The organism is Methanogenium marinum (assembly GCF_028912405.1).
Lineage (GTDB): Archaea > Halobacteriota > Methanomicrobia > Methanomicrobiales > Methanomicrobiaceae > Methanogenium > Methanogenium marinum.
The window spans coordinates 1,171,027-1,184,961 of the sequence record NZ_JAKELO010000002.1 but is presented as its reverse complement, the minus strand read 5'-3'; the positions used below and the strand labels follow the sequence as shown (position 1 = coordinate 1,184,961).

General features: G+C 46.9%; 13 protein-coding genes. 9 read left to right on the top strand and 4 right to left on the bottom strand.

All coding sequences use genetic code 11. The features are described 5' to 3' along the window. The first annotated feature begins 62 nt into the window (after window positions 1-62). Together L0665_RS06125 and L0665_RS06120 are read left to right on the top strand one after the other, a co-directional pair. A complete protein-coding gene (locus L0665_RS06125) occupies window positions 63-401 on the top strand; it encodes a hypothetical protein (protein ID WP_274924813.1) in 339 nt (112 codons plus the stop codon). After that, the gene (locus L0665_RS06120; RefSeq protein ID WP_274924812.1) at window positions 391-3,342 is read left to right on the top strand and encodes a hypothetical protein; all 2,952 of its coding nucleotides are present in this window, start codon (window positions 391-393) and stop codon (window positions 3,340-3,342) included. Before L0665_RS06125 ends, L0665_RS06120 begins: the two co-directional genes overlap by 11 nt. Before the next feature lie 225 nt (window positions 3,343-3,567). Here the strand turns inward: L0665_RS06120 and L0665_RS06115 are convergent, their stop codons facing one another. Both L0665_RS06115 and L0665_RS06110 read right to left on the bottom strand, forming a co-directional pair. Next, window positions 3,568-3,903, bottom strand: a complete 336-nt coding sequence (locus L0665_RS06115; RefSeq protein ID WP_274924811.1) for a HepT-like ribonuclease domain-containing protein — start codon at window positions 3,901-3,903, stop codon at window positions 3,568-3,570. Beyond that, entirely contained in the window at window positions 3,887-4,189 is a 303-nt protein-coding gene (locus tag L0665_RS06110; protein WP_274924810.1) for a nucleotidyltransferase family protein, read from the bottom strand. Before L0665_RS06110 ends, L0665_RS06115 begins: the two co-directional genes overlap by 17 nt. A 323-nt stretch (window positions 4,190-4,512) precedes the next feature. Here L0665_RS06110 and L0665_RS06105 point away from each other — a divergent pair, with 323 nt between their 5' ends. The 3 genes from L0665_RS06105 to L0665_RS06095 all read left to right on the top strand — a co-directional run bounded on the left by L0665_RS06105 (window position 4,513) and on the right by L0665_RS06095 (window position 8,336). Further along, a complete protein-coding gene (locus L0665_RS06105; protein ID WP_274924809.1) occupies window positions 4,513-5,037 on the top strand; it encodes a flavodoxin family protein in 525 nt (174 codons plus the stop codon). 292 nt (window positions 5,038-5,329) lie between these two features. After that, complete coding sequence (locus L0665_RS06100) at window positions 5,330-6,079, top strand: GNAT family N-acetyltransferase (RefSeq protein WP_274924808.1); 750 nt, start codon at window positions 5,330-5,332, stop codon at window positions 6,077-6,079. A 451-nt stretch (window positions 6,080-6,530) separates the two neighbouring features. Next, a complete protein-coding gene (locus L0665_RS06095) occupies window positions 6,531-8,336 on the top strand; it encodes a cation:proton antiporter (RefSeq protein WP_274924807.1) in 1,806 nt (601 codons plus the stop codon). Between the two features lie 836 nt (window positions 8,337-9,172). Here the strand turns inward: L0665_RS06095 and L0665_RS06090 are convergent. Further along, window positions 9,173-9,382, bottom strand: coding sequence for a hypothetical protein (locus L0665_RS06090; RefSeq protein WP_274924806.1), 210 nt, complete (start codon window positions 9,380-9,382; stop codon window positions 9,173-9,175). 16 nt (window positions 9,383-9,398) lie between these two features. Here L0665_RS06090 and L0665_RS06085 point away from each other — a divergent pair, with 16 nt between their 5' ends. Then, window positions 9,399-9,848, top strand: a complete 450-nt coding sequence (locus L0665_RS06085) for a hypothetical protein (protein ID WP_274924805.1) — start codon at window positions 9,399-9,401, stop codon at window positions 9,846-9,848. 206 nt (window positions 9,849-10,054) lie between these two features. Here L0665_RS06085 and L0665_RS06080 read toward each other — a convergent pair whose 3' ends face one another. Continuing rightward, complete coding sequence (locus L0665_RS06080; protein WP_274924804.1) at window positions 10,055-10,270, bottom strand: hypothetical protein; 216 nt, start codon at window positions 10,268-10,270, stop codon at window positions 10,055-10,057. A 34-nt stretch (window positions 10,271-10,304) separates the two neighbouring features. Here L0665_RS06080 and L0665_RS06075 point away from each other — a divergent pair, with 34 nt between their 5' ends. The 3 genes from L0665_RS06075 to L0665_RS06065 all read left to right on the top strand — a co-directional run bounded on the left by L0665_RS06075 (window position 10,305) and on the right by L0665_RS06065 (window position 13,536). Continuing rightward, the gene (locus L0665_RS06075; protein ID WP_274924803.1) at window positions 10,305-10,580 is read left to right on the top strand and encodes a hypothetical protein; all 276 of its coding nucleotides are present in this window, start codon (window positions 10,305-10,307) and stop codon (window positions 10,578-10,580) included. Between the two features lie 427 nt (window positions 10,581-11,007). Further along, entirely contained in the window at window positions 11,008-12,453 is a 1,446-nt protein-coding gene (locus L0665_RS06070) for an MBOAT family O-acyltransferase (RefSeq protein ID WP_274924802.1), read from the top strand. 12 nt (window positions 12,454-12,465) lie between these two features. Beyond that, window positions 12,466-13,536: an SGNH/GDSL hydrolase family protein gene (locus L0665_RS06065; RefSeq protein ID WP_274924801.1), complete on the top strand. Its 1,071-nt coding sequence runs from the start codon at window positions 12,466-12,468 to the stop codon at window positions 13,534-13,536. The last annotated feature ends 399 nt before the right edge of the window (window positions 13,537-13,935 follow it).

Here is a 13,935-nt window from a genome sequence, read left to right as displayed (position 1 = left end):
AACCCAGAGCAGAAACGAAAACAGAACCCGGAACGAAATCCAGAACAGAATCCAGAACAGAAATGAAAACAGAACCTAATACCGAAAAAGGCAGCCCCACAACAATCCCCCGCACTACCAGTGGAATGTACGGAACCGCCGATGAACAGTCAACGGCTGGGGATATAAAATCCCCGCAGAATAAACGAACAGTCATCATCCCAGGAACGGTTCCCCTTGACCGCCTCCCGCAGGCCATCTCCAAAGAGATCCACACCTATGGGGGACTCATCTCTGGGATCATTGTCCAGCGGATAGATCAGGATGGCTATGCCATCAGCCTCATCAACCGCATCCCGAAGGTTCGCTCCCCCAAGACCGATGCTGACTCCTCCCCGCGAGGTGATGGGCATGCAGACTGAACCAGGGACCCCCGCCGCTGGGAATGTGAGCGAAAGTGGAAGTGAAAGTGGAATTGTAAGTGAAAGCGGAAGTGTAAGCCCAGTCAGGCAGGCCCTCTCCCTCCTCTTTTCCGACGGTGACGTGGTCGAAATCCGTGCCCTCGGCGACGGCGGCGTCCACAGCGGCTACTTCACAAACTTCGACACCCTTGCCGAACGGGCGCAGGCGATGGACGTATTCCGTGATATCAAAGGAGTGTATGTCACCTTAAACGAGGTGAACCCGGCCCTTCTCTCACGACGTGCAAACCGCGTCAAACAACGTCTCTCCCGAAACGATGCCACCACTGCCGACGCCGACATCATCCGCCGCCGGTGGCTCCCCATCGACCTTGACCCGGTCCGGCCGAGTGGGGTCTCCTCTAACGATGAGGAACACACCGCCGCTCTCGAACGGGCCGGGGAGATTGCCGCCTGGCTCACCGGGAAGGGCTTCCCCGAACCGGTCATGGCAGATTCGGGGAACGGTGCCCATCTCCTCTATGCGATTGATCTTCCCAACGATGGTGAATCAACCCGGCTCGTGAAGGGATGTCTTTCCGTCCTTGATGCCCTCTTCTCAGATGATAGTGTCCACTGTGACACCGCGAATTTCAACGCCGGACGTATCTGGAAACTCTATGGGACGATGGCCTGCAAGGGTGACAACACCGACGCCCGGCCCCACCGGAAGGCCTGCATCATCTCCGCCCCGGAAAGACCGGTGGTCGTACCGGATACCGTCCTCCGAAACCTGGCTGATTCCATTCCCCTGTCTCCCCCCGCAGTTGAAAAGGGCAGGCGTCGTGAATCGCCTGACCTCTGTTACTGGCTTGAAAAAAATGGCATCGCCGTCAAAAACGAACAGCCCTGGCAGGGGGGAACACTGTATTCCCTTGCCGAATGCCCGTTCTCTTCCGCTCATAAAGACGGGGCGTTTGCCATCCAGTTTGCAAACGGCGCCATCTTTGCAGGATGCCATCACGATTCCTGCGGCGGCGGGACACAACGGTGGCAGGAACTCCGGGCCATGTATGAACCGGAACGGGCCGTTGGTGGACAAAAGACCGGGACGAAATCATCCAAAATAGAGCCATCACACGGTTCTGACAGACCATCGGAGAATCTCCCCTCCCCCTCTCTTCCTGCGGACACTTCTGCGGAGAAGCAGGAGCACCGGAAGCGTGCCACGGAAATCCTCACTACCGGTGATCCGATCCGCTTCCTCCTTGACGTCTTCCACCGTGACCATGTCGGCGACCGGACCATCGCAGAATGTCTCATTATGTCCGTTGCTTCACAGTCTGTAGAGAACACCTCCGGGCTGCACGTTGCCATCTCCGGAAACTCCGGCAAAGGCAAGACCCATGCATGTAATACGATGGTCAGTCTCCTGCCGGAGGAATACCGGTTGACGGGCACGGTCTCGGATAAGGCGCTCTTCTATTACGATGATCTCCGGCCCGGCACCGTCCTCCTCTTCGATGATATTAGTCTCTCGGATGACATGCAGGAACTCCTGAAGTCTGCCACCGCAAATTTCCGGGAACCCATCGTACACCGGACCCTGACCCGTGAACGGCAGCTGAAAGTCTGCACCATCCCGGAGCGGTGCGTCTGGTGGCTCGCAAAAGTCGAAAGTATCGGCGACGACCAGGTGATGAACCGGATGCTCACCGTCTGGATTGATGATTCTAAAGAGCAGGACCGGGCGGTGCTTGAGCATCTGAAACAGGCTGAAGCACGCAGGCGTGGGGAGAAACATACAGACATCAGTGTCAGCGTCTGCCGGGAAATATGGATGATCATTAAACAGCAGATCCATCATGTGCGGATACCCTTCTCACCACGGATCTGCTTTCGTGCGACTAACAACCGGCGCAACCCCGCGATGCTCTTTGATCTCATCAAGTGTCATGCCCTGCTGCATTTCTGCCAGCGGGACTGTGATGAAGAGGGGAGCATCATCGCGAATCGTGCGGATTTCATATATGCACGCAGTCTCTTTCTCTCCATAAGCAACGATTCCGGAGGACAGAAGACAAAACAGACACGCAACGAAGCGGCAGCCCTGGAGACGATTATGAAGATGGGTCTTGAAATATTCACCATCAGGCAGTTGCAACAGGCGCTTGGGCTCTCCTATCAGCCAACGTACCGGTTGCTCCATGGCTACACCAATAATAAGGCGACGTATACTGGTATCCTTGACAAGTGCCCGGCAGTTAGTCTCATTGATGCAACCGTGGCAGAAGAGATATGCGGGATTGCACTGAAGCGACGGGAGCATTACTTCTCTTTTGACCAGGAAATATATCGGGAATGGGTGGAAAAGGCCGATGTCTGGCTTGATGATACTGATGATGAGGGGAACCATTCCGATCCGGATGATTTCACCCCTTCACCCGGTTTTCACCCACAAAATGAAAAGAACGGCCCATCCGGAGACGACTGTATTGGAGCTTATTCTTCTAAAGAAGTACAATATAGAGATATATGTACAGATAGTAAGGGAACTTTACATGAGTCTGCGGGGTCATTCAGCGATGTCGATACGTGCGGAGGAACATCCCCCTGTCTCTCTGATCCAGAAGTGTGTGAAAATGAATGCATAACCTCTGAAAAAAAGCAAATAACAACTTCGATTGACAAAAAAGGAAATATTGGGCAATATAATTGCAAAAAAGAAACAAAAAAAACGTGTGAAAAGATGAAAATCAACCGGCTGCCGGGACACACTCTCCCCCTCCCCGGCATCCTCGACCACCGGGACTTTGAGCGTTCATCCGTCTCTCTGGGGCACTGCACACTCTGCGGCAACGGTCCTGCTCTCTACCAGTCCAAAAATCAGCGGGCGAGTATCTGTGAAACGTGTTATGCCCGGCTCGTCCGGGAGTGGAACCTGAGTGAGGGGGTGCGGTGAAAAACAGACGGGAAAAAAGAGAATATCTCTCCCTGTTATCTGGTGTAATACATATTTCTAAGCCTACCGCTGCCATGTTGCAACAAAATTCTGCAGGTATTTCCATGATCGGTATCCATGCACTTTCCGGACCGTTTGTCATGGAAGATAATGGTGGTGTTATCAGGACAGATGAGGAGGACAGCGTCCTGGTCGTTGAGAATTCGAAAAAAATGGTGTCCGCGTTCACTGCTCAGACATCTCTTTCACCACAATCTGCAGCCCGGGAATTTTGTTACGGACAATATCCCATATAATTTCATTGTGGACTCCAAAATATGCGTGAATGAGGATGTCCCGCAGTCCTGCAATTTTTCTCCATGACATTTCAGGGTTTTTCTGTTTTAGCGGTTCAGGAATGAGTTTTACCGCCTCACCAATGACCATGAGGTTTCTTATCACAGCATCCTGTACGAGATCATTATCCCTGAAATTCTCATAGGACATTCCATGTGTATACCTCTGTATTCTGTCAATAGACTCCAAAATGTCATTGAGATAAAGGTTATAATCCCGGGACATATCTGACACTCCGGAGGATGTATGGTCTGAGACCCGGTTTTATAGCATCGCGGTCGACAAGATCGACCTTTCTTCTGAAGAGATCTTCAAGCAAGAATTTGAGGTCCATATAGGTGTCAAACGAACGGCCCCCCTCGACAAATTCGACAAGGATATCAATATCGCTCTCTTCACGTGCTTCACCGCGAACAAATGACCCGAAGAGTCCGATTCGCCGAACCCCAAGGTCTGTTATACGCATCTTGTTTCCGGCCAACTCTCCAAGGATACTCTCTGCTGTGAGCATAGACTATTCATATTCATCTTACTCCCCATCTCGGATAACGTTTTTCCCCGGGATAATTCCTGGAAAAAATACCATCATACCATCTGAAAATCAGATATATCATATATATACAGTATCGGATCTCTTACGGTGAGCCCGATACCGATACGTGACTCCCGATTTCTGTACAGGTAACACCTGTCGGCCCGGTTTATCTGTGTTCGGTGTGAATGAGGCAGTGGTGCAATTCAGCCACCTGTGGGGACACATCCCTCCTCACAAGCATTTATCTTTCCACCGGCAGATACCACCCCCAGCAAACAAAAAACGGGGGAACCAAAACCATGACCATAAAAACGATATTCTATTCCTATACCGGGGTGACCCGTGACATAGCAGAGAAGGTAAAGAGCGAATGCGGCGGAGAGCTTATCGAGGTAAGGGCCGTGAACCCCTATACAAAGTTCACGGCATACGCGAAGGGATGTCTCCGGGCAATAATGGGGGAACCGGATGCCGTGGAGCCGTCAACAATTGACGTCTCTGCATCTGACATAATTGTCATCGGCACACCTGTCTGGGCGTTTCGGGCCGCCCCGCCGGTAAACGGTGCGGTGCAGGCCCTCACCGGATGTGAAGGAAAGACCGCTGTCATCTTTGCAACCTGTGGGGCAGAGGCGAAAGACACGCTCCTGCATCTTGCAGAGACACTCGAGGCAAAAGGCGTTCATGTCGCAGAACAGGTTGTGCTTGACAGGGATGACGTGCTGGACAAAGAAAAGGTCGGTGTACTCATTGCAGCGGTCAAATCTGCTGTTGCGTCATCTGCTCCGTTTCCAGAGCCTCTTGTCACTCCGCCTGCTATGTAGTCCGTCGTACGGTAGGGGCCAGACATACAGCTGAACATAACTGGGAGTGTCAGGTCCATTTGACATACAGGCGATTATACCTGAGAGTGTCAGGTCTACTTGACATACAGGCGATTATACCTGAGAGTGTCAAGTCTACTTGACATACAGCTGAACATACCCGAGAGTGTCAAGTCCACTTGACATACAGCTGAACATACCTGAGAATGTCAGGTCTACTTGACATACAGGCGAACTATAGCCGGCCACAGAGCAATACTAAAAAACCCTGTCCCATCCAATATCAGGTATCGTGACACCTTCCACCCGCATTCAGACGCCCACCTGCCTCCTCCGCCCGTGGAGACCGGAAGACGCCCCGTCGCTTGCAGAGTATGCCGACAATCCCCACGTCGCTGCCACCCTGCGTGACTCCTTCCCCTCTCCGTACACGCCGGACGACGCGAACCGGTTCATTGCCTATGCAATCTGGCTTGCGAACGGTTCAGGGTCCGGGCCGCTCCCCGGATTTCCCTTTTTTCCGTCACCCGGAGTATCGTCCGGTCCGTCGGACATATCATCGTCTGAACCATCAGTCGCATCATCATCCGGTCCGTCATCTCCATTCCCATCTTCATCCACGGCATCCGTTGTTCCTTCCCCACCGCAATTCCCCTCCACTCCCGGCTCGCCCGGTGGATCATCATGCCGGACGCCAACCGACCTCCTCCTCGCCATCGAGGTGGAGGGTGTTGCCGTTGGGGGGATTGCGGTGACCCTTCTCGACGACGTCTACCGGCGGACTGCCGAGGTTGGCTACTGGCTGGGCGAACCCTTCTGGGGGAAGGGGATTGTGACGGATGCCGTCTCTGTCATTGTGCCGGTGGCGTTTGAACGCTTTAATATTGTCCGGCTCCAGGCGGGGGTGTTTGGCAACAATCCGGGCTCTATGCGGGTTTTACAAAAATGCGGTTTCGTCCGCGAAGCGGTGCTCAGGAATGCCATCACGAAGAACGGTGTTGTCATGGATGAAGTGATGCATGCCCGGTTCCGGGATGGATAAAATTATTGAAATAATAGTTGTGGAAGACGGGGAAAAGGGCAGGGGGTGAATATTTTTCAACCGGAAAACTGGTTGAAAAAATCCTATTCACTTCCTTAATGATAGGATATAGAGAATGCCCGTTATTTCTTCATAACTGGAAACGTCAGGATGCAAAACGATTCACAAAAACAGGTCGTAACGACCTCCATCCTGGTGGCAGTTTATGTACAAACCGTGCCACGGTGAGCCCGTAGATGAGGGGCACCTCTCCTCCTTACTATCATCCTGCTCTTCCGGGGCCAGCAAAAAGAAGCAGGAACCGGAGATGAGATGATATTCTGACCCAAAATACAACAGGCAGATGCACAACAGATGGTGATGGTTTCATGAGAGAGGGGCTGAAAAAGAATCAATACAGTCAATATTTATGGGGCGGTTTGTGTGCGGCTATCCAACAGAGGTGGTTTGAATGAACAGTGAATTGATTTACATCGGGTTGGGCCTCATAATCGGCCTTGGCATCTCAATGCAGTGGGTGGCAAAGATCTTCAGAATCCCGGGCATCATCCTTCTTTTGCCTGCTGGTATCATTGTTGGCCCGGTACTGGGGCTGGTACATCCACAGGAAATCTTTGGAGATGCATTATTTCCATTGGTGACCATTGGTGTGGGAATTTTATTGTTAAAGGGTGGATTAGAGCTTCGCCTGAATAATCTGCAGCCCAGTATGAGCCGTTCTGTCTGGCTTCTCGTAACGGTCGGAGTGGTTTTGACACTGGTCATCGGTACCGTGTCTGTACTGTTACTCCTGAATGTCCCTCTCCCACTGGCATTTCTCCTGTCTGCTCTCTTAGTGGTATCAGGTCCCACCGTGGTCGGACCAATCCTCAGCTTTGCCCGGCCAAAGGAACCGGTAGGCACGGTTTTGCAATGGGAAGGGATCATTATTGACCCGATTGGCGCTGCTCTTGCAGTGGCCGCGATCAGTTATATTACGGCTGAGAATCCGAACCCGTTCCTGGATATATTTTTGACCATGGCAGTGGGCGTGATTCTTGGTATTGTGGCAGCGTTAATTTACACCTACGCGGATCGTACACGCAATATACCCAAAGGATTGGGCGGCCTCATTGCCCTGATGCTGGGAATAGTTGTTGTCGCCGTGGGAGAACTGATATTTTCAGAGGCAGGTCTCTTCGCCGCGTTAGCCATGGGGTTTGTCATAGCAAACCAGCGCCTGACACCATTTGGCAACATACGCGTCCTGACTGAAACACTTGAACCGCTCATCATCGGCATTCTGTTCATCATGCTGGCTGCAATGGTTGATCTTTCTGCTATGGTTCACTACCTGGTACCCGCCCTGGCTCTGGTGGCGATATATGTCCTTATTGCCCGACCGCTGGTAAGCCTCATAGCCACTCATGGTCTGGGGTACAGCCATGCACAACAGATATTTATTGGAGCTTTGCACCCGCGAGGGATTGTCGCTGCAGCCACTGCCTCATTATTCGCCCTTAATTTAACCGAATTCGGGGTTGATTTTCCCGAGATGGTCCCTGTTGTTTTCATTGTGATACTGGCAACAGTAGTTATCTACGGACTGGGAACTCCCGTCCTCTCCCGTGTGCTGAAGATTGCAGACCCCGAACCCATTGGTATTGCTATCTATGGGGAACAGCACTGGGCTCTTGACCTGGCAGCAGCCCTGCATACGGCAGGAGCAACGGTGATGGCGCTGGCACCGGGCAGTAAGAGTCTTCAGAGTGTCGCAGATTCCGGAAGGATACCGTTTGAAGCGTATACCGGTTCTCTGGTAGACCTGGGAGATGAAGAGATTCTGGACGATGCACATTTTTTCAAAATGAAAATTACGTGGCTCCTGCTCGCTTCTTCCAACAGAGACAGCATCGGTTCAGCTGAGGACGCATTTATCGATTCAATAGGGCCTGAGAATATGATCATATTCGGGACGGCACGGGATATGCAGGATAGGAGGGTTTTTGGAGGGAATATCGACATATTGGCGAAAACGCCGTACGGCCTTTTTGGTCGCAACGAGGATGAACTGCTGGACATGCTGGAGAATGGGTATAGTTTCAGGGCCATCGACAACAGAGAACAGCCGGAAGATGGTGGTACCCCTGAAGGAGCAAAACCCTTCATGAGAGTGAACAATGACGGAACTCTTGCCGTACCCGGAAGTGATTCCCGTCTTGAAGATGGAGAATTCCTTATTATTGTCGCAAAAAAGCAGGATCTCCCAAAAAAATGAGAGGTATTGACCTTAATTTGACTGTTTGAGGCTGATCACCTGAAATTCCATCTGCGAAAGTGATCAATTTTTCCGGACAGTGGTCCGGAGAATGAATGTTGCAGTTGGGATTTCTCCCTTTTTCAAATCACGTAATTATCAAATTCTGCTGCAGAATTATCGCGTTAGTGGCATCAGAATTCCCCGAATGTGAAAAATGGTAGAGCAGTTACAGTTTCATTTTGGGATGAATTTGTTTGAAACAGTCCGTATCTTACCCCATATAACGAGAATTGTGTTCCTCGCCTGCATGAGGAAGGAAACAACACAACCGGAGGCCGGTATCCGAAAACAAACCTCCAATTCCACTGTAGATAAACGGAAAATGAGGTCCCCCAGTAACAGAGCAAAAAAGACATGGATTCTCTATTAAGACAGGCAAATGAAATTAAACCGGGTATTGATCTAAATTTTCTTTTGTATTGCAATTGAAATAAAATAGTACGGATGAATGGGATGAAAATGACGAAACAGCCGTCCGAAAAAAGAGGATTCCACCGGAAATAATTCCCTTTGCATCTTTCTTCAGGACCACCTGAGATACAGAGGTATGATTAGGTATGATTGGATATGCCTGCCTCTCATGCAATGGAACGATTGCGTTGAGGGTTATGCACGTCCAATGTGTAATAATCTCCTCAAAAAAACGCAAAATGTATCATTATAATGTAATTCTTACCTGAAGTAATGCTCAAATGCCAATCCATTCAAAAAGCACCATGAATGGTGAATATAAAAGGAAAAAAGAACGAATCGATATATATTTTGTGTTCTAAATCATTCTGGATCATAATGAGCTACTGTGTTGGGTGTGGATTAGAATTGCCAAGGAATGATGCGAAGTTCTGTCCATACTGCGGATGCAAACAACCGGCACGAACAGACTCTGTCAAAACCCGAAAATCACGTTCTGTGGCATCATCATCGACACCACATGCATCATATTCCTCTTCACAACCGAAGAAAAAGAGTGTCGGAGACATCCTTCCTGGCACTATTGGAATCATCGTGGCGATATTTATTGTGATTTCCCTTGCAGGTGGTATCGCAGTATTTGTATTCGGAATACCAATTGATGTAGAGAACCCATTCGATTCCTTTGCATCAACCACAGATTCCGCATCTGCTCTCGAATCTGCATCTGGCATGCAAACACCTCAGGATGTTTTTACCATTTATGAGAACGGTTTTCAAACGCTGAATGAGGATGCCGTCTGGGGATTATTATCTTCTGATGCTCAGACAGAGTCTTCAAAAGATAAGATAAAAACAATTATCAACGCGTATTTTTCAAGCGGGTACACCATTTCAGATTATACCATCACCGATGTACAGGTTGATGGAGATAATGGCCAGTTATTTGTTACCTTAGATGCTCTTGCGAGTGGAACTGAATATCCGTTATATAAGGAAATTCCATTTATTCGTGAAAACGGGGTATGGAAAATTGATGATTTTGTTGTGCTGGCATAAAAATCTGAAAAGAATTATTAGATAACTCCAATCCATTCCACTATTCTCAGATGGTTTGATACCACTATTTTAATCAGTCCCATCTGAAAAATCAGCAAAAGAACACCAAACAATGGAATCGGCTATTCCGGGGACTTGGTCCGCCTTTTTCTCCCGGAAGGATAGTCTGAAAAGAATACTACCACATTTTTGGCATAATCCACCCATTACGCCCCCGGTATCCGTATCTTCCCCCACATAGCAAGGATTGTTACCCGTACCTGCAGGAGAAGGCAAACAGCACATCCTGCAATCAATATCCAGAAACCAACCACAGCTTCCACTGAAGAAAACCGAAAAACGAGGGCAATCAGTAAAGCAGCAATAATAAACCGGAATCCCCATTCCGCCGGGTAGAGGAGTTCACGCCAGGTTTCGGTCATAATCTCTTCTTTACGGTAGAGATAATAAAAGAATGTGGATGGACGGGGTGAAAGTGATGGGCCTGTTACCCGGAATGAACAGGATTCCACCGGAAATCATAGCCTTCACAGCGGGTTTCGGTGTCACCTGAAAATACTGAGGCATCCCTCGTATCCTGCAGTCAGTCTCATTGATGCGACGGTGGCAGGGATACCCGGCGATATGGATGGAGATTCTGATAATGACAATAGTGATGACGGGGAAGATGACGTTTTCACTTTTTCACCACGTTTTCACCAAAAAACGGTCAAAAGTGAAAAGATGTGTTAATGAGTGAAAAAATGTGAAGACAAAGAAGGCGGGAACGATTCTGCCACTCCCTGTATTTCGGATTTCCGGAACGTCCCGTGTTGCACAGTACCTCCTGGACACTGCTCCCTCTTTTTTTTGGGGTTTGTATCGCGTCCCTGAATGATAATGTGTTATTTGGGCTTGTGTTTGTTTCTCAGATTCCGTGTATCTGTGTGGATGGTTTTGTGTGGATATTTTGCATCTCCTTTTTTACTGCAGGATTATTCAAAAAGGTATATTAAAAGTTTTGAGAAGCATCAACGGTTGATTTTGCTCCTGAATTCCCGGCTGCCTAACGATTATTCTATCAATTATGATTAGGGGTATGAAATAGACACATGTATTAAGAATGCGAGAACATGGGGAACCTTTATTGCCTGGTTACTCCATCCAGATATAAGTTTACATGAATTTTATAGATCCTGAGTATCTATTTTTTCTATTTGTGGTAATTATAGGTCTTGAAATTGTACATCGCAGGAAGTATCAACATTTGATTTTGCTGTGTGCGAGTTACTTTTTTTACTGGTATACCAGTCAGGCACTACTATTATTGTTGGCAATTGTTACGTTGATTACCTATTATTGTGGTCAGGAAATTTATCTTTCAACAGATCTAAAAAAGCGTAAAATACTCCTTTTTATAGCTGTTTCGTCCACTCTGGCCATATTAGGATATTTCAAATATTTCAATTTCACCATTGTGACGATTAATAACATCTTAAACATCTCATATCCGTTATCTGATATATTACTCCCAATCGGAATCTCATTTTATACATTCCAGGCCCTTTCGTACGTTTTTGATATTTATAGAGAGACATTAGCCCCTTCAGAATCATTGAAAGAATATGCTCTATTTGTTTCCTTTTTCCCTCAGCTTGTTGCAGGACCTATTGTACGGGCATCTGAATTACTTCCCCAGTTAAAAGAATCAATCTCAATAACCCATCAAAATCTTCAATTGGGAATTACCCTTATTTTATGGGGCGCTTTTAAAAAAGTCGTAATCTCAGACAATCTTTCCCCCATAGTAAATGCAACGCTGTCCAATCCCATTGGACATAATTCGATTGATATTATTGGTGTAACATTTCTCTTTGGTATTCAGATTTACTGTGATTTTTCAGGATATACCGATATTGCCATCGGTACAGCCAGAATAGTGGGAATTAATTTGCCGATAAACTTTTTACGCCCCTATCTCTCACAAAATCCCACAGATTTCTGGAGGCGATGGCACATTACTCTTGGACGTTATATCAGGGATTATTTGTACATCCCTCTTGGAGGAAACCGAAAGGGAAAATTCAGAACCGACATCAATTTACTCTGTACTATGCTGGTATGCGGACTCTGGCATGGTGCTGCATGGAACTATGTAATCTGGGGCGGTTTTCATGGGGTTCTGCTCCTGGTGGATAAGTCTGTTCATAAGATTTCATTTAAAACTGCCAATGTGGAAAGGGCACGTAAACTGAAAAATCCGAAAATCATTATTTCAATATTGATAACCCAGTATTTTGTATTTTTAGGATGGCTATTATTCCGGGTAGGCGATCCTGACAATTTGATATACTGCATAAAAAAATATGTATTATTTGATTTTGATCTGACGATGAGTGAAATAATTATTGTAGTCTCACTCATATCAGTAATCTGTATCATCATTATGGGTTCAGTGAATCAGAAGATTTCATCGTTCTTTGATGGTGTGATAACGAAGGACTGGCTTGAACTGATAGGTTCATGCAGGTTCACATGCTGGGTGGCATATGTTGGAATAATCGGGGTTGCATTTTTAGCGTTAAGTCCGAATCAAAGTACAGAGTTCATCTATTTCCAGTTTTGAGAGGTGAAGAGGTTGAACAAAGAAAAATATTTTAAGAAAATTGTGTATCTCTCAATTTTCGTATTATTGATTGGTGAATTAGTTTCTTTTTGCATCGTTAGTCCATCAATAGGCCCCCCGAATTTAAAAAATCAATATTATACCGATGAATATTCACTTATTGGGATACAGGGCCCGACAAACTATACATCTAATTCTTTGGGTATAAGAGGACGCGAATTGTCAGTTTCCCGTGAATCTGAATATCGGATTTTAACCGTAGGCAGCAGTACAACGAAATGCGAATATCTGGATGACCAGAATGAATGGCCCCATAAGGTTGAGGAATTGCTGAACGAAACATCTGATGGGAGGAAGGTTTGGGTAGGTAATATTGGAGTAAGCGGATTTACAACACGAGAAAATATTCAGCAATTATTGAGTATCCCTGATAAAATTAATCCTGATCTGGTAATTGTATTGGCTGGGGCTGAGGATATACATTATCTGAATAACTCGAAACAAATAGATGTTTATTCTACCCGTTCTGATGAGAATTTATTGGATTTATTAAAGGAAAATCAACGCGGAGATATTTATACCGGACCCAATGTTGGGGACTTTTTCCATCCCAAAGAAACATCACTCTCATATTTTGGACATTACTATCTAAAATCTTTCATCTATGATTTTTTTGAATTTGATGAAAGAAATAAAATTAGCGCTGATGAATATGCCAAAAAAACGATGGAGGCTCATCTGAATTGCACAATTGAAACAGAAATAAATCGGGTTACTATTGCAGAAGAAAATGATCTGACCGAATTTTCCCGGAATCTAAATATGATGGTTGATATTGCAGAAGAAAAAGGGTTCCGTCTCATTTTTGTGACACAACCATTTAGTGATGCGTCGTTGTTATTGCTCAATCATGAGGTTCTGAATGTTTCCTGGCACAGAGATGTGGAATGTATCAATGTTGGAGCAATGATCCCCGCGAATCATTACATCTATTATGACACAGAGCATTTCACTGACAACGGAGCGAATATAATGGCGGAGAATATCGCTCGCTATCTGGAAAATACCAACCCATTCTTCTGAATTTTGCTTTTCAATAAATGCCTCAGTGATTTTGACAGGAAAATTCTGGCTGATTAAATTGTCTTTGTTCGGGTCATCGCTGTTTCCTGTGGGTATTCATTTAACCGAATTGAAAAGCAAGGGAGGAGGTGTCCCCTCCCTGCAAGATTCACCCCACCCACACAGGATTCATCCCGTTCGTCTTACAGGAGTTTGGGTGGTTAGGGGTATGGGCATACACGTGTGGGTACCGATGAAGATAATGATGATATGGCCGCGCAGGTCAGGGGGTATATGGTGAAATATCAAAACACTCGTAAAACATCGGTTGTAAAAATTAATGCCTGTTTTCATTCTTATATTGAATATTTATGGATAATACTCGCAAAATAGCACTATAATTTATAAAAGCACAGATGC